Origin of the sequence: Micromonospora palythoicola (assembly GCF_036689795.1) — a bacterium.
Classification (GTDB): Bacteria; Actinomycetota; Actinomycetes; order Mycobacteriales; family Micromonosporaceae; genus Micromonospora; species Micromonospora palythoicola.
Genome location: NZ_JBAGKI010000039.1, coordinates 24,772 through 45,966, shown reverse-complemented (window position 1 = coordinate 45,966; position 21,195 = coordinate 24,772). Strand labels below are relative to the sequence as shown.

The 21,195-nt window shown below is 71.1% G+C and carries 13 protein-coding genes; 6 read left to right on the top strand and 7 right to left on the bottom strand.

From position 1 onward, the window contains the following. Positions 1-19: 19 nt before the first annotated feature. Genes V5O40_RS17945 through V5O40_RS17935 form a run of 3 tightly spaced genes read right to left on the bottom strand, consistent with a single transcriptional unit; the run spans position 20 to position 3,356 of the window. Positions 20-808 carry a hypothetical protein gene (locus V5O40_RS17945; protein WP_332906529.1) on the bottom strand — a complete coding sequence of 263 codons (789 nt, stop codon included), beginning with the start codon at positions 806-808 and terminating at the stop codon, positions 20-22. A gap of 35 nt (positions 809-843) precedes the next feature. Next, a complete protein-coding gene (locus V5O40_RS17940) occupies positions 844-2,139 on the bottom strand; it encodes an HEXXH motif domain-containing protein (protein ID WP_332906528.1) in 1,296 nt (431 codons plus the stop codon). A 17-nt stretch (positions 2,140-2,156) separates the two neighbouring features. Continuing rightward, positions 2,157-3,356 (bottom strand): FxsB family cyclophane-forming radical SAM/SPASM peptide maturase, encoded by a 1,200-nt coding sequence (locus tag V5O40_RS17935; protein ID WP_332906527.1) that lies wholly within the window; start codon positions 3,354-3,356, stop codon positions 2,157-2,159. A 277-nt stretch (positions 3,357-3,633) separates the two neighbouring features. On the opposite strand from V5O40_RS17935, the gene fxsA reads away from it, so the two are divergent. The 3 genes from fxsA to V5O40_RS17920 are packed head-to-tail and all read left to right on the top strand — an operon-like array spanning position 3,634 to position 8,721. Further along, on the top strand, positions 3,634-3,816 hold the full coding sequence (gene fxsA, locus V5O40_RS17930; protein ID WP_332906526.1) for an FxSxx-COOH cyclophane-containing RiPP peptide: 183 nt from the start codon (positions 3,634-3,636) through the stop codon (positions 3,814-3,816). Next, the gene (gene fxsT / locus V5O40_RS17925; protein ID WP_332906525.1) at positions 3,803-7,696 is read left to right on the top strand and encodes an FxSxx-COOH system tetratricopeptide repeat protein; all 3,894 of its coding nucleotides are present in this window, start codon (positions 3,803-3,805) and stop codon (positions 7,694-7,696) included. Before fxsA ends, fxsT begins: the two co-directional genes overlap by 14 nt. 11 nt (positions 7,697-7,707) lie before the next feature. Further along, the gene (locus V5O40_RS17920) at positions 7,708-8,721 is read left to right on the top strand and encodes a hypothetical protein (RefSeq protein ID WP_332906524.1); all 1,014 of its coding nucleotides are present in this window, start codon (positions 7,708-7,710) and stop codon (positions 8,719-8,721) included. A gap of 31 nt (positions 8,722-8,752) precedes the next feature. Here V5O40_RS17920 and V5O40_RS17915 read toward each other — a convergent pair whose 3' ends face one another. After that, the gene (locus V5O40_RS17915; RefSeq protein ID WP_332906523.1) at positions 8,753-10,924 is read right to left on the bottom strand and encodes an AAA family ATPase; all 2,172 of its coding nucleotides are present in this window, start codon (positions 10,922-10,924) and stop codon (positions 8,753-8,755) included. Between the two features lie 254 nt (positions 10,925-11,178). Here V5O40_RS17915 and V5O40_RS17910 point away from each other — a divergent pair, with 254 nt between their 5' ends. Both V5O40_RS17910 and V5O40_RS17905 read left to right on the top strand, forming a co-directional pair. Then, a complete protein-coding gene (locus V5O40_RS17910) occupies positions 11,179-12,165 on the top strand; it encodes an NAD(P)-dependent alcohol dehydrogenase (protein WP_332906522.1) in 987 nt (328 codons plus the stop codon). A gap of 106 nt (positions 12,166-12,271) precedes the next feature. Further along, positions 12,272-13,816 carry an arabinofuranosidase catalytic domain-containing protein gene (locus V5O40_RS17905; RefSeq protein WP_332906521.1) on the top strand — a complete coding sequence of 515 codons (1,545 nt, stop codon included), beginning with the start codon at positions 12,272-12,274 and terminating at the stop codon, positions 13,814-13,816. Positions 13,817-13,839: 23 nt separating this feature from the next. On the opposite strand, the gene V5O40_RS17900 is transcribed toward V5O40_RS17905, so the two are convergent. From V5O40_RS17900 to V5O40_RS17890, 3 genes are read right to left on the bottom strand one after another with little or no spacing between them, the layout of a single operon-like run. Next, complete coding sequence (locus tag V5O40_RS17900; protein WP_332906520.1) at positions 13,840-14,424, bottom strand: hypothetical protein; 585 nt, start codon at positions 14,422-14,424, stop codon at positions 13,840-13,842. A gap of 3 nt (positions 14,425-14,427) precedes the next feature. Next, on the bottom strand, positions 14,428-17,445 hold the full coding sequence (locus tag V5O40_RS17895; RefSeq protein WP_332906519.1) for an ATP-binding protein: 3,018 nt from the start codon (positions 17,443-17,445) through the stop codon (positions 14,428-14,430). After that, a complete protein-coding gene (locus V5O40_RS17890) occupies positions 17,442-19,340 on the bottom strand; it encodes a hypothetical protein (RefSeq protein ID WP_332906518.1) in 1,899 nt (632 codons plus the stop codon). The genes V5O40_RS17895 and V5O40_RS17890 overlap by 4 nt, the downstream gene beginning before the upstream one ends. Before the next feature lie 234 nt (positions 19,341-19,574). On the opposite strand from V5O40_RS17890, the gene V5O40_RS17885 reads away from it, so the two are divergent. Further along, positions 19,575-21,188, top strand: a complete 1,614-nt coding sequence (locus V5O40_RS17885) for a flavin monoamine oxidase family protein (protein ID WP_332906517.1) — start codon at positions 19,575-19,577, stop codon at positions 21,186-21,188. Positions 21,189-21,195 lie beyond the last annotated feature (7 nt).

Below are 21,195 nucleotides of genomic sequence, written 5' to 3'. Positions count from 1 at the left end.
GGCGGAAGGTGAGTCCCGCTCAGGTGGGCCGATGGTTGTTCGAGCTGCGGGCCCGCTGGATCAGGTTCTCGACCCACCGTTCGAACTTGCTGCTGCCGCCACCCAGCAGCCCGGCGAGTTCGTCCTCGGTGACCCCGCCCCGGGCGGCCAGCGACTCGACCATCGTCCGCAGCCGGCGATGGTCGTCGTCCTCGGTCGCGGTCACCCCGACCACGCCGGCCCCGAGGTGACGTTGCAGGTCCTGGAGAATGTCCATCATCTGCGGCAGCGTCTCGATGACCTGGGACAGACCGGCCTCGTGCGGGCTGGACGAGCCGCGCAACTCCTGCAGGGTGAGGGCGACCGACATCGGGGTGACGATGTCCGCCTCGCTGCCGATGGCGTCGATGGCCCGGCCGAGCTGCTCCTTGGCGGCGTGCACGCTGTCCAGGTCGGTGTGGTCGACCAGGATCGTCCGCATGCCGTGCACGTCGAAGGGCAGTTGCTGGTCCTTCGCCATCAACTGGACGAACGGTTTGCGCAGCGCGTGCCGGACCGCCAACTCGTAGAAGACGTTGGCGTTCTGGTCGGTCAGGTCGGCGATCACCAGGTCGTTGCGGATGATGCGGTCCAGCACCTGGGAGGTGATCAGGCCGGCGCGTTCGATCTCGTCGCCACGTATCGCGACGAAGCCACGCGCCTCCACCACCGGGCGGATCACGTGCTTGAGGATCTGGTCGCTGCGTCTGCGGATGTCCGAGTCCTCCGGACCGATCGGGGCGATCACGAAACACTCACGACGCGTAGGCTGCTCGTTGTCCTCCCCCATGAACCCAGCGTAGTTGAGGCCGGCGAGACGGGTGTTCAGCCGGTCGGTGCCCGGTACCGGTCCCACCGGTTGCGGTGTGCGACCAGCAGTCGGTCGGCTTCGGCGGCCGCCCGCGCGGCCACCGGCTCCGCCAACCACCGGCCGAGCACGCCGGCCATGCCGTCCACCAGGTGTCGACCCACCGGGGTGAGTCGCCGCTGCGCGGCCAGCACCGCGACGGTGCCGGCGGCGGCCCTGCTCCACCGGGCGAACTGGACCTCCGCGTGGTGCCGCGCCGCACCCGGGTCCGTCACCCGTGCCTGGCGACGCCAGAACCCCGCCACCCCCACGTGGGCGTACGCCCCGTGCAGCAGGCTGTCCAACGGCCTCGGGTCGGTTCGCCACGGTGCGTAGAACAGCTCGGTGGGGCCCGGTTCCAGTGTGGCGAACATGTCGGTCAACGCGGCCAGTTTGGCGTGCTGGATCTCGTGCGCGAGCGCCACGGCCGTCGACCTGGCATCCGGTGGCAGCGACATGGCCACCGATCCGAAGGCGTGGTGGAAGGTGCCGCTGCGGGTGCTGGTCCGGGGCGCGGCGATCGGCACCAGCGCGCGGAGCAGAGCGGAAGCCTCCTCGGCCACCGGCCGGTGGTGGTCGACGAGGATTCGCCACGCACTGTCGAGGCGCGCCTGCCAGGCCCCGGTCGACGCACCGCTGAAGCGGCGGTCCCCGCCCAAGCCTGGTACGTACCGCCAGGTCCGGGTGTCCACCAGCAGCGACAACGGCAGCCCGCCATGTGCGACGTCCAGTCGGGACAATGGCCGCCACCGGCGGTCCGACGACCGGCCGGAGTCGATGTCGACCCGCTTTCCGGCGGCGTTCACCCACACCTGCCCGCCGCAGGTGTGGACCCGGGCCCGGGTCGCGGTGACCGGGAGGGTCAACGTGCCGAGGCCCGGCAGGTCCAGCCGGCCGTTGGCGTCGGGTGCCAGCGGGACGTCGAGTTCGACAGCGGTGCCGGCACGGACGGCGGCGGTGACCGCCACGGCGGCCAGCAGCCCCGGGTACGCCGCCGACCCGCTGCCCGCCTCCAGCAGCGACACGGTGCCGAACGTCCACGCGGCGACGGGCGGATGGGAGAGCGCGGCCAGCCGGTCCGGCGTCGGCACCTCGGCCAGCACCCGGTACGCCGTCTCGACCACCGCCCGATCCGGGTGCGCCGTCCGGCGTACCAGCAGCAGCAGGGCGCGGACCAGGAGGAGGATCTTGCTGTGCTGGGCGGCCCGCAGCCGCGTCACCGCCGCCACACCGCCCCGGCCGGCGGCGAGTTCGTCCAGGACCGCCCTCGGCATCCGGTGTACCGACGGAATCAACGGGTCGCCCGGGGCAGCGTCGCCACGTCCCGGCGGACCGTCTGACGAATGTGGTCGATCAGGGCGTACAGGTCGGGGCAGTAGACCGAGGGATTGTCGAAGCCGTTGTCGGCCCGCCAGCGGTGGGTACGCAGCCCGCCACCGCAGACCCGCCGCAGGTCACACCTGCCGCAGGTGGCGCAGAGCGCCGCCGCCCCGCTCTGCTGGGACCGCACCGCCGGCAGGTCGAGGGCGACGTCGAACGGATCCCGCCGCACGTGCAGCCCGGTACCCGCCGCTCCGGCGTAGGCGGCGGCGAGCGTGTCGTCCATCTCGATCTGACCATCGGTCTGCACCACCGCCACGACCACCGGACTCAGGCCGACGCCGGCCAGGTGGGAGGCGCCGCCGAGCAGCAGTTGGATGATCTCGTCGAAGAGGCGGATCCGGATCGGCGGGCCCGGCGCGTGGTACCACCTGTCGAACACCGAGATCAGCCAGCGCGCGTACGGGGTTCGTCGAGGATCGGCCGGGCGTCCGGGCGGGGGAGTGTGCCAGGTGCCGTGTGGTAGCAGGAAGTCGATTGTCGGCGGCCGGTGTTCGAGCAGGCTGAGGTAGGTGGCGACCGGGTCGTTGCGGAGGTCGACCGTGCACAGCAGCCCGTTGAACAGGTGCGGGTAGCCCGTGGTGAGGCGACGCAGCGCGGCCTCGACGCGGGCGTGGCTGCCCTGTCCGTCGGGCCCGCGCCGATGTCGGTCGTGCGCGGCCCGGTCGCCGTCGAGGCTGATGCTGAGCCGCACGTCGAGCCGGTCGAACAGGCTGAGGTACCGCTGGTCCAGCCGGGTGGCGTTCGTCTGCACGGTGATCCGTACCGGCACCGGTGCCACGCCCTGTCGGATGACCGACACGGCCGCCTCGACGCGTTCCGGTCCGGCCAGCAGCGGCTCGCCGCCGTGCAGGATCACCGACACCCGGTCGAGCCGGTGCGCCCGGGCATGTTCGCCGATGCGCCGGGCGGTCGCGTCGAGCACCTCGGGTGGCATGATCCGGGGCAGATCCCGCCACCGCTGGTCGGTCATCGTGTAGACGTAGCAGTGGTCGCAGGCCAGGTCGCAGCGGCTGTGCAGCTTGAGTACGAACTGGCGGAAGGCGACGGTCGGCGCGGGGTGGGTGGCGGTGCCGCCGGCTGGCCGGTGGCCGTCGTCGGATCCGGGCATCAGGCGCTTCACCGTCCTGGCTGCGGCCGGTCGGCCGGGGTCGACGGGTCCACAGCATACATCGACGCATGACGCTCTGTTCGCCGTGTTTGACCTGATCCGAGTCGCCGGTCCGCGGCTGGACCGTCGCGGAGGGAGGGTGGCCCGGCCCGCGTACGGCCGTCTGGCGACCACGTCATACCGTTATCATGGGCGTACGCAGCGGATCTGGCCAACGTCGACGTCCGCACCTGCGACGCGATCCTTGTGCGAGAGGCAGACAGGCGGTGATCGGGGGATGGACACCGGGGAGGATTCGTTGCGCTCCGACCTGATCGATCTGACCGAGGTGGACCTGGTCGCGCTGGACGCCGTGCCGAGCGAGGTGCTCCTGGCCGCGCTGCGCCGGTTGCAGCGCCGCAGCGTCGCCGCTGGCGACCAGTACGCCGGTTTTGAGAGCGCCATCGATGGCGACGACTGACCGCGAGGACGCCCCGGTCGTCCCGGGTGACGTCCCGCAGCAGCGACCGGCCCGTGGCCATGCCGGCCAGCCGGGCCGGGAGGAGACGGTCGGCAGCTGCACCATCGTCTCGTTCGTCTCGCCCACCAGCGGCACCGGACGCAGCAGCGCGGTCGCCAACATCGCCTGGATCCTCGCCTCCAACGGCAAGCGGGTCCTCGCCGTGGACTGGTGCACCAAGACACCCAGGGTCTACGACTACCTGCGTTCGTTCCGGGTGGACGCGGTGCCGGCTGCCGGGGTGCTCGGCCCGGAACTCGCCACGCTGATCAGTGCGCATTCGGACACGCACCAGCGCAACGCGCCGGCCACCGGGCCCACCGGGCCGGAACAGGGCGTGCTCTACCGGTACGCGATCTCCGGGTCGAGTTTCGGGTTCGAGATGATCGGTATCAGCCTCGACGCCAACGCCCTACCCGAGGTCGATCCGGTCCGCGCCCGGCAACTGCTGCGACACGGCGGCTACGACTACGTGCTGATCGACACCCCGGTCGACCTCACCCTGCCCGGCGTCACCTACACCGCCATGCTCAGCGACGTGGCGGTGGTGTCGATACCGCCCCGTCGGCAGGCGATGCAGCAGGCGGCGGACCTGGCCGCCCAACTCCAGCGGGAGGCCACCGGCGGCATCCGGGTGCTCGCCGCGCCGACGCTTCGCGATGTCAGCCAACCGTGGTACGGACCGGCCCGCGACTCGGCCCGCAAGGCGTTCGCCCACCTGCTCGACGAGTCGATGACCGGGCTGTCCGACGCCTCCACGGTGGAGATCGTGGAGGTGCCCGAGCCGGCGTACGACACCTACGACGACGTGCTGGCGGTGCTGGCCGACACGCCGGGCAGCGAGAACACCCTCCTGGCGGCCTACGAGCAGATGGTTTCCTGGATCAGCGGGGGCGTGGTGGCCCGGGCGGCCGACGTGCCCGAGCGGATCCGTCGGCGCTATCGCCGGGGGGTGCTGCTCGACCCGGCCGACAGCGCCGACGAGATCCAGGTGCTCTACGAGCCCGTCGACCGGCCGTTCGCCGACTGGATCGCCGGACAGTTGCGCCGGGCAAACGCCCAGGTCCAGCGGCACGTCGTGCGGTCGGGGCTGGCGCCGGCCCACGACCCGGAGGCCACGGTGCTGGCGATCCTCTCGCCCGGCGTGATCCAGGCCCTCGGCGCCGCGGCGTCGGCCACCGACGTCGAGGTGTTCGGCGTGCTGACCCGCGGGGACCCGCCCGAACAGCTCGATCCGAACCGGGTCATCGACCTCCGGGCGGTCGACGGGGCGCGGGCCCAGCCGCTGCTGCTCAGCCGGCTCGGCCTCATCGCACCCGGGCAGCCCACCGGCGACCTGCGGACCGCGCCGCGCTATCCGTTCGAGGCGGACCGTCGGTTGCGGACGAACCTGCCGCCGCGTAACGAGTCCTTCGTGGGCCGCGGCGAATACCTCGAACGGCTGCGCGACCAGCTCACCGACGGCGGTGGCCCGGTGACCCTGACCGGCGGCGCCGGAGTCGGCAAGAGCGAGATCGCCCGCGAGTTCGCCCACCGCTTCGCCTACGACTACGACGTGGTCTGGTGGATCCCGGCGCAGGACCGGGAGACCGTCCAGGCGGCGCTCGGCGAACTGGCCCAGGAGATCAACGTGGCCGACAGCGTCGGTGCGGCCGAGGCGGCGGTGGCCGCCCTGTCCGCTCCGCGCAGTGCCTTCGCCCGCTGGCTGTTGATCTACGACAACGCCGACGACGCGGAGGTGCTGGCCGGACTGCTACCCCGCCCGGGCGTCGGGCACGTGCTGTTCACCTCGCGGGACGACGGCTCCTCGAACCTGCCGGCGCCGCTGGAGGTGGCGGCCTTCACCGGCGACGAGAGCACCGCGATGCTGCGGCGGACCCTCGGCATCAGCGCCGAGGACGCCCGTGCCATCGCGGCCGCGGTGGAGCACCTGCCGCTGGCGCTGCGGCTGGCCACCGCGTGGATCCGCGAGCGGACCCGGGCCCTGGAACGGGCGGGTACGCCAAACCTGGAGGCCGTGGGCCGGTGCGTCGCCGAGCTGCTGGACGGGCTGCGGCGGCCCTCGACCGAGGAGGAACCGACCGAGCGGATTCCCGGCTCCCGCACCTCGACCGTGGCCCGGATGCTGGACATCACCCTGGCCACCCTGCGGGAGACCGAGTTCGGGTCGCTGGCCATCCGGGTCGCCGAACTCGGCTCGTTCCTCTCGCCCGAGGGCATCGGCTTTCCGCTGCTGCGGTCGGTGCCGATGTTGACCCAACTCGCCGCCGCCGCCGACCTCGACGCGGAGGAGTTGCTGCTCGACGCCGGGGAGGTCGACCTGGTACTGACCGTCGGCGCGCGGTTCGCCCTCTTCGACATCGACTGGGGGCGGGGCGCCGCCCTGCGGATGCACCGGGCCATCCAGGTCCTGCTGCGCGAGGCGATGCCCGAGCCACAGCGCCGCGAGCGTCATCGCCAGGTCCTGCTCGGGCTCGCCGGCTACGCCCCGACGGACCCGGAGGCCGACGACCGCCGCTACCTGCCGCTCTTCGAGGAGTTGCAACGCCACCTGGTGCCCTCCGGTGCGCTGACGGCCGACGAGGCGCCCGTGCGGCACTGGGTGGTGAAGCAGGTCCGCTACCTGTTCTTCTTCGGCGACAGCGACGCCTGGCAGTCCGCGGTGCGGTTGGCTCAGCAGGTCTGCGACCGGTGGACGGCCGACGGCGAGTTCGACCAGCTGACCATGCGGCTGTTCGTCCAGACCGCCAACCTGCACCGGATGCTGGGCAAGCACCAGGAGGCGCTGCGCCTGGACGAGCGGGTGCTCAGCGAGCAACGCCGCCGCCACGGGCTACGACACTTCCGGACCCTCATCGCGGGCCGGGGTCGCGGTGGTGACCTGCGCGGTCTCGGCCGATTCGAGGACGCGCTGGTGGAGGACCAGGCGACCCTCCTCGGCTACCAGGAGGTGCTCGGCGACGACCACCCGAACACCCTGATGGCGATCAACAATCTCGCCACCTCCTTCCAGCTGACCGGCGACGCGCGGGAGGCACTGCGGCTCGCCCGTCACTTGTTCAGCCGGCGGATGTCGCTGTTCGGGCCGGAGGAACCGGCCACCTGGCGGGCGTCGTGCCTGGTGGGGACGCTTGAGCGGGAGGCCGGCGAGTACGACCTGTCGCTGGCCACCCTGCGCGAGACCCTGGAACGGGTGCACGAGCTGCGGTCCGCCAGCCACCTCGACGAGCTGCGCGTCAACCGGAGTCTCGCGGTCACCGAACGCCGGCTCGGGCTCGCCATCGCCGCGAAGAAGCGCAGCATCGAGACCTTCCGGGGCTACCGCGACCGGTTCGGCGAGGACCATCCGATCACCCGGTCCAGCCTGCTCAGCATGGCCGTGGACTACTACCGGGCCGGCGACGCCGGGATCGCCGTCGAACACGCCATCCGCTGCCTGCGGGGCTACGAGCGGCAGTTGGAGGCCGGTCACCCTTTCACCGCCGTCTGCTCGGTCAACCTGGGGTTGTTCCAGCGCGGGGCCGGGGAGTACGACCAGGCCGTACGGGACGGCGAACGGGGCCTGCGTACGCTCCGCGCCCGGCTCGGCGACACCCATCCGTGGACGCTCACCGCCGCCACCGCCCAGGCCGGTCACCTGGCGGTCCGGGGCGACTTCGCCGACGCCGTCCGGATCCAGGAGGACACGCAGCACACCTGCCTGCGCTACCTGGGCCGGCGCCATCCGTGCACGGTCGACGCCGTCGCCAACCTCGCGGCGATCCGGGCGCTACGCGACGGTGCCCCCGACGCGGGCGACATCGCGCTGACCGACACCGACATCGACGTGCCAAGAAGCTGAGGAGTGGACAGGTGACGGATCCGCAGCTGATCGACGCGCTGGTGGAGGAGTCGGCCGAGCAGGATGTGCCGGGGTTCCGCAAGAAGCGCAACCTGTGCCGGGAACTGCTTCTCGGCGACACCGGCATCTACCACATCGCGCACTACACCGGGGGAGTGCTCGACTTCTCCCTGGACATCCTGGATCATGCGTCGACGCCAGCCGCACTCGACGGTGCCGAGCCCGCGCAGCGCCGCGAGGCGCACCGACGGGCGGGTGCCCAACTCGTCTACCGGGCGGCCGACCTCAGCCGGCGGGTGTGGGAGCTGCAGTGCGGCGGGCTGGTTCGGCTGGCCGTCCAGACCCGGGCTGATCTTGTCTTCTGCAACACGGTGACCGGCGGCGAACATGTGGTGGGATTCGGGTCCCTGCCGCCGGCCGGCACCGAGGCGGTCGCCGACCCGTCCCGGGCGAGCGGCATCGACCGGGCGGCGGCCCAACTCGCCACCGCGCTGCGTCAACTGGTACGGCTGCCGTCGCAGAACCCGGGCGGCTGGCAGACCGCCGGTGACGCCCAGGTGCCGGTCACGGCGCCGGCCGCCGACTTCATGGCGTACGTGGTCGGCTCTCCGGAGTCCGGCGGACTGCTCAGCACCACGTTGCGGCCGGCCGGGCTGCACTATCTCAGCCACCACCGGGCGGGGGAGCAGACCGCCGCGGCCGACATCCTGCGGCATCCGGAACTGGAATCCTTCTTCAGTCGCGGTGTCACCGTGGCCGGTCGGCGGGCCCGCTACGAACGTCTGGCCGGGGATCTGTCCCTGCTGGCGTTGCAGGTCAGCCGGGACCTGCGCCGTACCGTGGCCGGTGAGGCCGAACGTCTGGTGCTCGACCTGGAGATCGGTGCGGTCTTCTACTACCTGCTCGCGCCGGAGGAGTACCTGTTCGGAGTCGCGCTCGACCAGGACTGGGTCACCCAGGCGGATCTCGACATGTCGGCGGTGGGCCGGCAGTTGGCCCGGCTGGACGTGTCGGCCGGCACGTGAGCCGGGGCTCGCGGTGCGCGAAGGGTGCGACTCAGGCGTTCACCAGCAGCCGCCGCACCCGAGCGCTCAGACCGTCGAACACCGAACGTGCCTCCGTCCAACTGCGCGAGCGCTCCGGCTGGTCCGTCGGGCCACCGTCACCCGGTACGGCCAGGTCACCGAGCACGTCCAGTTGAAACAGCGGCAGATACTCGACGATGCCGTCGTAGGTCTCGCAGAGCCGATCCAACCGGTCCGGGTCCCCCGGACGCGGAGCCCGACGGTGCCCCTCGTACCACCGTTCGACGCCGTGGCGGAACGCCTCGATCAGCCGTCGCAACACCATCGAGGTGCCCAGCGCCCGCTGCACGTCCCGGGAGCGCAGGCCCGAGCGCAGCAGGGCGGCGTTCTCGACCGTCTGCCGGATCTCGGTACCCGTCGGGGCGAACGCCTCGCGTAGGTGGCGGTCGAAGCCGGTGAGCTGGTCGAGCGCTTGGATGGCGTCGCCGAAGAGCCGGGCGACCGGGCCGGGCAGCGGGGTGGACGCGACCTCCGGTCGCCTCGAGGGATGCTCCCGTTGCACCGGATGCCGCAGATCGTGGCGCAGGTCGTCCCGGATCTCGTCCAACTGGTACGACAACCGCTCGATGGAGCGTTGGGCGTTCGTCTGCTGGCGCTGGATGCGCTCGACGCGTGTCCGCACCGAGGTCAGCGCGTCCGCGCCGAGCGCCTGCTCGAGCCGGCGCAGGGAAGCCTTCACGCTGCCCGACAGATCCTCCGGAAACGACTGCGGCTCGTAGACGATCGGCTCCACGCTGAACGTCTCGGCGAGATCGGCGGCGAACTCCGCCGGCAGGTGCCCGACGACGACCAGGATGACCTCGCTGTCCGGTACCGCTGCCCGGATCGCCACCACCCGGCGGTTGAGGGCGTCGACCTCCTCGGACTTGAGCACCGACTCGGTGAGCAGCACGCAGCAGCCGGCGTTCTGTTCCTCCAGCGGCACCCAGAAGTCGACCGGCAGGTCCCGCAGCGAACCCACCAGGTGGTCACGCTGGTACGACCAGCCGTCCTGAGTGAGCACCCGTCGCACGTCGGCGGCCACATCCTGCCGGCTGGCCAGGTCGAACTGGACCCGTACCGCTTCGCGGACCATGAGGTGGGTCACCGGCGTGTCGGCCTGCGCCGCCCGCTGGTACAGGTGGTAGCACAGCCGGATCAACCGGCGGGGCACGCCGTCGGTCAGGTTGGTGAGGTACTCGGTGGTCTCCACGGTGAAGGGTGCGAGCCGTGCCCGGCCGAACGTGCGTAGCTGGCTGCGCCGGATGAAGTCCCGCACGTCCCGCGCGCTCAGCGCGGACATCCGCACGATCGGCCCGATCCGCTGACGCACGTCCGGGCTGAACAGGTGCAACATGTCCGGCAGCCCGGCGATCACCAGGAAGGCGCCGGCGGAGGCGAAGAGCTCGATCAGGCGGGAGAACCGGGCCATCGTCTCGTCACCCGGGCCGCCTGCCGCCGACAGGAACTTGTCCACCTCGTCGAGTACCACCACGAAGCGTCCGTGGCGCTGCCCGCACAGCAGGGCGAGCGCACCCATCACCGCCACCGCGTCGGACTCCACGTCGACGCGGGCGGGGACGCCGGCCGCCGCCAGCGCCGGCCCGGGCGGATGACCCGTCAGCCAGTCCCACGCGGTCGCCTCGGTGGCGGGATCGAGCAGCATCGCCAGCACCGTGCCCACCGAGGGGTCGGTGGTGACCGGGGCCAGCTCCGCCCGGAGCCGCTCACCGAGCCACCCTGCCGCGGGCGACCCGTCCGGACCGTCCGGCGCGGTCACGGCGGGTGACGCCGCCCGGTGGTCCTCGACCAGGGCCCGCACCGTGTCGCGGGACAACCGACCGAGCAGCTGGCGGCTCAGTGACAGGAACGTATCGGCGGGGGCGTCGAGGTAGATCGCTCGGATCGCACCGCCGGTGCTCTCCCGAGCCTGGGCCAGCAGTTCGGCGGCCAGATGGGTCTTGCCGGTGCCGTAGTCACCCACCACCGCGACCGTGCCGCCGTCGCCGCTGCGCAGGTAGTGGTCCAGATGGGCGAGGGCGTCGCGGATGGCGGCGGTGGTGACCGTGGTCGCCTGCGCCCGGCCCTCGGCCACCCTGGCGACCGCGGTCGGAGAGAACGGGTTGACCGGGACGACCGCCGGTGGATCTCCAGTTGCATCCATCTTTCTGATCCTCCGGTAGCTCTGGTCCGGGCACCAGGAACTCCCACGGCCCGGGCAGGCACTGCTCCTCCGCGCCTCCAGGGCGTCTTCAAATCGTAGCTGTCAGTGGCCATTCCGGCGGACCTCCGAAGGCGACAGATCGGTCTCACCTGCGAAAAAGGCCCGATCGGTGGGCTGCCGGTCGGTGCGACGGCGGGCCACGGCCGGGGTCCGGCGCGCCGGCCAGGTGGCGGGGGCAGCGCAGAATGGTCCCCATGCGAGCGGTGATGTTCGACGGGTACGGGCCGCCGGAGGTGCTCACCGAGGTAGAGCTACCGACCCCCGAACCCCGGGCCGATCAGGTGCTGATCCGGGTGCACGCCACCACGGTGACCACCGCCGAGTGCGGGATGCGCCGGGGTGAACCTCGATGGGGGCGGGTCGTCATCGGTCTGCGCCGGCCACGCAGGAGCGTCCGGGTGCTCGGGCTGGAGTTCGCCGGTGAGGTGACGGCGCTCGGGCCGAGGGTGCGTCGGCTGCGCGTGGGCGACCGCGTCTTCGGGTTCACCAGCTTCGGCGCCGGCGCGAACGCCGAGTACAAATGCCTGTCCGAGCGGGCCTCGATCAGCACGATCCCGCCGAACGTGACCTACGCGCAGGCCGCGGCCACCGTCGACGGTTTCACCACCGCCTGGCACTTCCTGCGCGACCTGGCCGACCTCCAACCTGGTCAGAAGGTACTCGTCATCGGCGCCTCGGGCAGCGTCGGCACGTACGCCGTCCAGCTCGCGGGTCGCCTCGGGGCGACCGTGCACGGGGTGTGCAGCGGGCGCAACGCCACGCTTGTCGCCTCACTCGGCGCCAGCCGGGTGTTCGACTACACGGTGGAGGACTTCACCACCAGCGGCGAGCGCTACGACGTCGTCTTCGACACGGTCGGTCGCAGCTCGTTCGCCCGGTGCCGGGCGGTGCTGACGCCGCGTGGCCGCTATCTGCCGACGACCGGGCTGGTGACGAACAGCCTGCTGACGCTCGGCACCGCCCTCAGCGGTGGTCGACGGGTCCGGGCCGGGATGTCGGTACGCAAACACGCGGCACTTGCCGCCCTGCGGGACCTGCTCGCCGAGGGGCGGCTTCAGGTCGTCATCGACCGCAGCTACCCGATGGCCGAGATCGTCGAGGCACACCGGTACGTCGACGCCGGGCACAAGGTCGGCAACGTCGTGATCGACGTACGCCGAGAGGCCGGGCCTGGAGGTTGAGGTCCTCGCCCAGATCATCGGACGTCATACCAATGATGTTTAAGTTCCTCTATGCTCTCGGAAGTCGCACCCCCTGACCTCCACCACCATCCGCGGAGGAATCACCATGATCGTTGCGAGACGTCGCCGTCATCGTCCCCGACGGCTGGCGGCCGTCGGCGTGTCCGCTCTCGTCCTGGTGGGTGGGGCCGTCCTGGCCCCACAGGTCCAGGTCGCGGTCGCCGCGCCGGGCCCGGTGACCGCCGAGGCCATCGTCCCGGGGCAGAGCGCCGTGATCACCGGCGTGGCCTCCGGGCGGTGCCTGGAGGTGCCGAACGCGAGCACCACCAACGGCGTCCAGACCCAGTTGTGGGACTGCTTCGGCGCAGCCCACCAGACCTGGACCTACACCGCCGGCAGGCAACTTCAGGTGTACGGCACCAAGTGCCTGGACGCCAACGGCGCCGGCACCAGCAACGGCACCCAGGTGATCATCTGGGACTGTCACGGCGGCACCAACCAGCAGTGGAACGTCAACGCCAACGGCACCATCACCGGCGTGCAGTCCGGGCTCTGCCTGGACGCCAACAACGCCGGCACCGGCAACGGCACGAAGATGATCCTCTGGTCCTGCCACGGTGGCGCCAACCAGCAGTGGACCTCGCCCACGCCCCCGCCGACGAGCCCACCGCCCACCCCGCCGGCCGGGTCGCTGCCCTGCGACATCTACGCGGCCGGCGGTACGGCGTGCGTGGCGGCCCACAGCACGACCCGGGCGCTCTACGCCGCGTACCGCGGGAATCTGTACCAGGTGCGGCGCTCGTCGGACAACGCGACCCGCGACATCGGCCTGTTGACCACCGGCGGCACCGCCAACGCGGCCACCCAGGACTCGTTCTGCGCCGGCACGCAGTGCGTGATCACCGTGATCTACGACCAGTCCGGCCGGGGCAACGACCTGTGGTACCAGGGCTCCACGGTCGTCCCGGGCTCGCCGCAGAGTCGGCCCGCGATCGCCACCACCGAGTCGCTCACCGTCGGGGGCAGCAAGGCGTACTCGCTGTACATCAACCCGGGCAACAGTTACTGGCGCGACGGTCACCTGACCGGCGTGCCGACCGGTAGCGCGCCCGAGGGCATGTACATGGTGACCAGCGGTACCCACGTCAACAACGGCTGCTGCTTCGACTACGGCAACAGCGAGACGACCCGCAAGGCCGACGCGGCCGGCGCGATGGACGCGATCAACTTCAGCACCCAGTGCTGGTTCGGCGGTTGCTCCGGAACCGGCCCGTGGGTGCAGGCGGACCTGGAGTGGGGCCTGTTCCCCGGCGGCAGCCAGTCCTGGAACCCGAATCAACGCTCCTTCCCGCACAAGTTCGTCACCGCCACCCTGAAGAACAACGGCACCACCCGATTCGCCATCAAGGGCAGCAACGCCCAGTCCGGCAGCCTCTACACGCTCTACGAGGGCCCCCTGCCGCCCGGCTACAGCCCGATGAAGAAGCAGGGTGCGATCGTCCTCGGCAGCGGTGGGGACTGCTGCAAACCCGACGGTGGGGCAAACCTCAGCGCCGGCACCTTCTACGAGGGCGCCATGGTCGCCGGCTACCCCTCCGACGCCACCGAGAACGCCGTGCACGCCAACATCATCGCCGCCGGCTACCGCTGACGGTCTCCCGCCGCTCGCGTGGATCACCTGCCGAAACCGGGCCGGTGATCCACGCGGGAATCCAGGTCGTCGGGTGGCAGGTCGGCCGAGCCGGCGGCGTCGGAGCCCGGTGCCCGATCGACCGCCGGGTCCACCGCACCCTCCCGATCCGGCGGCAGCTGCTCCTGCTCATCCCCGTCGGTATTGGGCTCCTCCGCCGCGTTCTCGTCTCGCCTCCTCCTCGCGTCGGCACCGGCCTTCGCCTCGACGGTCTCCGCGGCCGCGGCGGCGACCTGTACGGCCGACCTGTTGTCCGTCTTCTCCCACTCGAGTGCGCCCGTCACGGAAGCCAGAGCAAGGGCCGTCACCCCGGCCGCTCGCCGGGTTGCTGCCTGAAACCGCTCCTGCCATGACGCGTCGGCGGTGGCGGCCCGCTCCTCAGCCCGGTCCAGCGTCCCTCCTGACGCCTCCGACCGCTCGGTGTCCTGCTCGTCGCCGTGCTCGATCGGCCGTTCCGCCCGGTCGTGGTCCGCGCCCTGGTCGATGCCCTCGGAGCGCCGCTCGTCGCGGTGGTCGTCGTCACCCGGCTGCTCAGTCCGGCGCGGTGGGTCGTCCCAGCGGTCGGTCATCCGTCAGACCCTTCCCTCGTTCTCTCCGCGAAGAAGCGGCATCGGCCATCGACAGGCGGCGAAGTGGGTGTCGATGGCCTCGGCGAGCCGGCCCGGCCAGGACGGCGCATCGCGGCGCACCCCGACGGCCGTCTCGATCACCGACGGCGTACGGGAGCCGAAGGCCAGGATCCGGCCGGCCGTGTGGTCCCGCTGATCGGCGTCGAACCAGGTCGAGACGGCCGCGAACTGCTCGGCGACGGTATCCCCCGGAACGTCCACACCGTACTGCCGTGCCCACTCGGTGCTCCGCGCGGATCGCCCGGCTTCGGGCGCCGCCCGGTTCACCTCGGCCCGCAGTTCGTCGCGCAACACCGCCCAGCGGTACCGGTGTGCGAGGAAGCCGGTCTCCTGCCGCGCGCAGTGTCCGCCACCGAACGCCGTCCAGTGCAGTGATTCGACGACATGCGCTGCGAGGTCGTCGGGATCGCACCTGTTGGACAGGTACGCGGCCCGTGCGGCGACTGCCTCGTCGACCACGTGCGAGAGAACGCATTCGCGTAGCCGCAGCGGTATCAGGTACAGCACCTGGATCAGATCCGCACGTAGTGCCGGTGTGGGCCAGCCGGTGAGGTGTCCCAGTACCGCCAGTTCGCCCCAGAGACCCAACCAGGGCAGGTCCGCCAGCAGCAGCTGCGCCCGACGCATGTCCCGCAGGGTGCAGGGTCGGTCCTGGCAGGCAGGGCCACAACTGGCGCTGCGCCGTCCGATGATCGTTGACGGGTCGGCGGTGGCGGCCGGGGTGGCCGTCTCGCGGTCGGTGCCGTCCGGTACGCGGACCAGGACCGGGTGGTCCATGCCGTCGGTGAAGACCGCTCCGACACCGGGCGGAAGCGTCACGACGAACTGCGACTGGCGGTCGGTGAGGTTGACCGTCGCGCCGACGACGTCCCTGTCGTCCTGGGCGGGCAACCTGTGGATGATTTTCACTGCCGTGTTCTTGACGACGTCCGGGGTGAGCTTCTCCGGGATCTGTTCGGCGATCACCAGGCCCTCCCCGTACGCGCGGATCTCGGCCAGCAGGCCAGCGAACAGCTCTACCGCGTGCACCGCCGGCCCGGCACGTTCGGGGCGTCGCAGCAGCCGGTGCGCCTCCTCGAAGACGCTCAGATGTCGTAGGGCCACTCCGGAGGCGGCACCCTCCCGGCGTACCCGCACCCGCAGGTGTTCGGTCAGCTGGATCAGCAGGGCACCCATGAGGAACGCCTTGTCCCGGTCGTCGCCGACATCCTCGATCTCGATGACGACGTTGGAGTCCAGCAGCCGCCCGACGTCAATGGGATGACCACCCTCGAAGACGCTGCCGGTCGTACCCAGCCGCAGGCTGGCCAACCTGACCCGGATGAAACCACGGACGTTGTCGGCGACCTCACGGCCGTACCCGATCCGGTCCACCACCTCCTCCGCCGCCTGGCTCAGATCGCGCAGGGTCGGATAGCGCGGCCGGTGTCCAGGCAGCCTCGGTTCACCCAGTGCCAGGTCCCAGCCGAGCTGCTCGTACGAACGGGTCAGGGCGGCGGAGAGCACCTGGGGGAAGGGTTCGTCCGCGTCGAAGGCCGCGACGAACAGGGCGCGGACGAGATCCGCGTGGGTCTGCAGCGGAAAGCCCGGTACCGGTCGCAGCGGGTTGAACCCGGCGGGTGGTGTTGTGGGGTCCCCGGGGCGGACCGCGATGACGTTCGCCATCGGCACCCGGTTGGCCATCCGCCGGTACTCCGCCTTGGCCGGCTCGACCACCAGCCACGGGATCCCCAGGGCCGTGGCCTGTTCGAGCAGGTAGCGTACGGTTTGCGACTTGCCCGCCCCGGTCGAGCCGCAGACGAAGGTGTGCCGGTTGAGACTGCCCGTCGGTAGCAGCAACTCGCCGCTGCGGTTGCCGTGCCGGTCGAGCACCGCCCCGATCGCTATCGAGCCGGCGCGGACCTGACCTGCCGTCCCGCTGGTGTCGACTGCGGTCGGTGCTCCGACGGGACTGGTTTCCGGGGTGACGTCGAACTCCGACCGGACGGTGAGGCGTACCCCGGGCACCTCCTCCGTCGGCGGGACGGCGAGCGCTGCCACCAGCGCGGAACTGCCGAAGAACGCGCCGCCGAAGGCTGCCTGCGCCAGCACCGCCGACCGTGCCGGTTCGCCGGTGACCGCGACCAGGTCCGCGTGTCCGAGCAGGTCGGTCAGGCCACCGGTAGTCGCCGTGGGCACCAGGGCGTACGGCAGAGCGTGCAGATCGATCGACGCGCACAGCAGGCCCGCCACCGCCCCGGCGGCTCTCGGGGTCGTACCGGCGGCCAACAGATCGATCCGCCACCACCCGAGCGTCTCGGCGGCGGCAAGTTCCCGGTGCCGGTGTCCCAGCCGTAGGGCGCGTACCGCCTGGGCCGGCGACGCGCCCCGGGTCCTGGCCTCACGTTCCTCGACGGCGAGTTGCCGGGCCTGCCGGGCGACCTCGCCGGCCGGGACCGGGTCGGCGACCAGCAGCCAGGCGAAGGCATCCTGCCACGCGCCCAGCAGACATTCGTCGAGCCGGGGACGCAGGTCGCCCGCGGGATTCCGGTCGTCGTGCTCGTCGACGAGGGCGTCGGCCATTCCGCCGATCCGCGTCCAGTAGGGAAACGCGTCCAGCAGCGCGGTCAGGCCCCCCGCCGGGTAGCGCAGGCCCACCGAACCGGCGAAGAGCTGGGACCGGTGCCGACCGGCAGTCGCCACGCCCGCTGCGGTGCCGGCGGCTTCGACACCGCCGCCGGTGAAGACGTGCACGCCGCCTTGTTCGTCTGGTCGGCACCAGCCGACGACGAGACGCCCACCGCCGGTCGGGGTGCCCGCGTGGTATGCGGTGACGACGGCGGCGAGCCGCTGCCGTCGCCCTGGATCGCTCCGTGTCCGGGTAAGTGGCGGAGGCAACCGGGGCAGCTCCACGATTCGGTACGCCGGCACGCGTTCCAGCCAGCCGCGTCGGTGCGGGCGCGGCCCGGTCGGGATCGTCACCGCCAGTCTTCCCGGTCGTGCTCCTCGATCCACTCGTCATCGTCATCGTCATCGTCATCGGCGTACGGATGACTGGAGGGGCCGGATCCACCTGACAGCCAGGGCGCCTCCTGCGTCGGATCGGGCAGGGGCAGATCCGGTAGCGGACCGGTGGTGACACCGGGGAGTGAGACGATGTCCGGGTTGCACTCCACAGTGCGTACCGACAGTCTCCCCATGCCCTGGGTGACCTCGATCAATGCGTAGTCCGGCAGGTCCTGGAGGGTGCGCGGCTCGACCACGTACTCGTACACCCGCTGGTCGCTCTCGGCGTCGTTCCAGTGGACACTGTCGGCCACCGTGCGGGTGTGGGTCCAGCTCCGGCCCAGGCTCACGTGCCCCAACCACGGTCCACTGGTCTGGTGGGAAGCTCCGACGCTGTCGCCGTGCGAATGCGTCTGGCTGCCGCCGAGCGTACGCGTGAGCTGGCTGAGCACCACCGTGTGGTGCCGGCCGATGACGTCAGCGGCTCGCCCGGCCTCCTCGTGGTTGCTCAACCGCATGAACGCGACCACGTCCGCGCCGACGGCGCGCACCGCCGAGTCCCGCAGGTGACGGAACATCAGCACCAGGCGTACGCCACGCCGGGCGCACAGGTCGGTCAGTCGTTCGAGGCATCGGTGGCTCAGATCGTCCGCACCGGCGACGACCAGCGGCCCGGCGAACGGTTCGGGTGCGGTGAGCCGCTGGATCAACCCCTGGCACACCAACTCCTTGAGCAACTCTTCCCGCACGTTGTGCGCGGCGTTCTCGTAGACGAGGCAGGTCAACCCGGCATGCCCCAACTCGTGCCGAGGTCGCCCGGAAGCGGTGGCGGCGAGCAACTCGCGCAGCGGGTGAAGATGGGCTTCGATCCGCCGTAGATTCGGGTGGACCTGCCGCCGGAACTCGTCGGCGAAAAGCGAGTCGGAAATGTGGTCCCGCTCGGCGTTGCTCAGTTCAGGCACGTCACCAGGGGCGTCGAGCAGGACGCTGATCGCGGCGGCGATTCGGTCGATCGTGACGCCCTCGCCGAGCGCCCGGCAGACCGCCGACAGAATCCGGTCGTCCTGGGCGCGATCCGCCCGCCGGCCGGCGGGCGCCTCGCCGTGCATCGCTTCGACCAGGCAGTCGACCAGCCCTTGACCGTCCGTGTCGAACAGCAGTGTGGTCTCGCCCAACTGGTCGGGCAGTCGAAGGGCGGTGACATCGACGGAGACGGCCCTGGCCAGCCAGACCAGCTCGTGGCAGACGCCCTCGCCGGAGAGGTCCACCAGAGTCAGCGCGCCCCTGGTGCGCAGCATGGACGCCCCCAGCACGGTCAGCAGCGCCTCCCAACCCCAGACGGTGCCGCCGACGACATCGATCCGCCGAGCCGTTTGCGGCAGCAGCGCGGCACCCCATTCGAGGTAACCGGCGACCCGCTCGCGTTCCGCGGCGTCGAACTGCTCGCGGTACCTCTCCCAGCGCGCACAGTCCAACTCGTAGCGTCGCAGTTGTCGCTCGCGCTCCCGCTGCGGGCCGTCCTCCAGAGCACCACTGTGCGACCAGCTCAGGTAGGCGCCGCCGATCATCACCGAGAGTCCGATCGCGATGACGACCAGCAGGTTGGATGGTCCGCTGCCGACGATTCCCAGGCAGAGGAGGACCACGGTCACACCGAGCCCGATCCACACCCACCGACGCATGCGGTACCACTTCTCCACCCGCGCGGCCGCCGCATCGAAGAACACCTCGCTGCGCACGGGCTCGATGGTCGGGTACGGCTCGGGGAAGGGGTAGCAGAAGCTGTTCCGATCGCGGAAGATCCAGCCGAGACGTTCCCCTTCGACGTAGAGAAAATCGAGATGCCGCTGGCCGCTCGAAGATTCACTCATCATCGCTCCCGTCTGGGAGAACATCGATTCCGGCCAGTGTCTCAAACGGATGATCCGATATCCATAGCGTTGGCGGCGATGACAGGCTCCTTCGCGCCATGACACCGGATCGGACGGTGCGGTCCGGCAGGTGATCAGCCCGGGCCATCCGGAGATCGATGTGAAACACGAGAGAAGCATCGAGGTAACTCGTTACTGAGATCGTCGTGCATCGATCTTGAGTGGGAGGTGGCGGTGACGATACCGACGACGCGGCGACAGTTCCTCCAGGCCGTCGGGGTGTCCGGCGGCGCGGGCGTGCTCTACGGCACGATGGGCGCGCTCGGCCTGGCGCCCGCCGCCCAGGCGGCACCACCGTTCCGGGCCCCGAACCGGTCCGACTTCACGCTGACCGGCCGCTCGGCGAAGTCCGTGCTGGTGCTCGGGGCCGGCATCGCCGGCCTGGCCACCGCGTACGAGCTGGGCAAGGCGGGCTACCGGGTGCGCATTCTGGAGGCGCGGGACCGGCCCGGCGGGCGCAACTGGACGGTGCGCGGCGGCACCACCGAGACCGACCTGGACGGACGCACCCAGCGGGCCCGATTCGCCGACGGCCAGTACCTCAACGCCGGTCCGGCCCGCATCGCCCAACACATGGTGACCCTCGACTACTGCCGGGAACTCGGCGTGCCGATCGAGATATTCGGCAACCAGAACGCCGACGCCTACTACGTCAACGAGAACGCCGGGGCGCTGTCCGGCCGGCCGATCCGGCACCGCGAGGCGAAGGCGGACGTCTACGGGTACGTCTCCGAACTGCTCGCCAAGGCCACCGACCAGGGTGCGCTCGACACCTACCTGACGGGTGAGGACAAGGAACGGCTGCTGGAGTTCCTGCGCGGCTTCGGCGCGATCGGCGGCCGGGTCGCCGACGACCCGGCGGCCAGCTGGCGGTACGCGGGCACCAACCGGCGCGGCTACCTGGTGGAGCCGGGCGCCGGCTTCGAGGCAGGCACCCCCAAACTCACCCCGTACCCGCTGACGGACGTGCTGGCCAGTGGCATCGGCCGGTACTTCTCCTTCGAGTTCGGTTACGACCAGGCGATGCTGATGTTCCAGCCGGTCGGCGGGATGGACCGCATCGCGTACGCCCTCGAAGCCGCCGTGGGCCGGCGCCTCGTCACCTACGGCGCCCAGGTGCGCTCGATCTCCAACACCGGCTCTGGCGTCACGGTGGTCTACGACGGGCCGGGCGGCCGGCCGCGCACCGCCACCGCCGACTTCTGCGTGTGCACCATCCCACCGCAGGTGCTGGCCAAGATCCCGTCCAATCTCACCCAACCGGTCCGGGACGCGTTGGCGTACCCGGTCCCGAACGCCACCGGCAAGATCGGCTTGCAGTACCGGCGACGGTGGTGGGAGCAGGACGAGAACATCTACTCCGGCATCACCAACACCAACCTGGACCTCGCCACGATCTGGTACCCCTCCTACGGCTACCACGGCGCGAAGGGCGTGGTGGTCGGCTACTACAACTTCGGCGCCAACGCCCAGGCGTATGCGGCGCTGACGCCCGCCGAGCGGGAGGCCCGCGCCGTCGCCCAGGGCGTGAAGATCCACGGCGAGGCGTACCGGACGGAGTTGGAGACGTCGTTCTCGGTGGCCTGGGAACGCACCCGCCACTCCGAGGGCGGCTGGGTGTCGTGGCCGTCGCGCACCAGCGGCCAGTACGGTCGGCTGCTGGAACCGGACGGCCGGGTCTACTTCGCCGGCGACCACCTCAGCCACTACATCGCCTGGCAGGCCGGTGCGTTCGAGTCCGCCCGCAAGGTCGTCACCGACCTGCACGCCCGGGTCATGTCGAGCTGAACCCCGA

Bases quoted from the DNA above. Each gene is read 5' to 3' on its own strand.
- V5O40_RS17945 (WP_332906529.1), bottom strand. From the start codon at position 808: ATGGGGGAGGACAACGAGCAGCCTACGCGTCGTGAGTGTTTCGTGATC.
- V5O40_RS17940 (WP_332906528.1), bottom strand. From the start codon at position 2,139: ATGCCGAGGGCGGTCCTGGACGAACTCGCCGCCGGCCGGGGCGGTGTG.
- V5O40_RS17935 (WP_332906527.1), bottom strand. From the start codon at position 3,356: ATGCCCGGATCCGACGACGGCCACCGGCCAGCCGGCGGCACCGCCACC.
- fxsA (WP_332906526.1), top strand. From the start codon at position 3,634: ATGGACACCGGGGAGGATTCGTTGCGCTCCGACCTGATCGATCTGACC.
- fxsT (WP_332906525.1), top strand. From the start codon at position 3,803: ATGGCGACGACTGACCGCGAGGACGCCCCGGTCGTCCCGGGTGACGTC.
- V5O40_RS17915 (WP_332906523.1), bottom strand. From the start codon at position 10,924: ATGGATGCAACTGGAGATCCACCGGCGGTCGTCCCGGTCAACCCGTTC.
- V5O40_RS17910 (WP_332906522.1), top strand. From the start codon at position 11,179: ATGCGAGCGGTGATGTTCGACGGGTACGGGCCGCCGGAGGTGCTCACC.
- V5O40_RS17905 (WP_332906521.1), top strand. From the start codon at position 12,272: ATGATCGTTGCGAGACGTCGCCGTCATCGTCCCCGACGGCTGGCGGCC.
- V5O40_RS17900 (WP_332906520.1), bottom strand. From the start codon at position 14,424: ATGACCGACCGCTGGGACGACCCACCGCGCCGGACTGAGCAGCCGGGT.
- V5O40_RS17890 (WP_332906518.1), bottom strand. From the start codon at position 19,340: ATGAGTGAATCTTCGAGCGGCCAGCGGCATCTCGATTTTCTCTACGTC.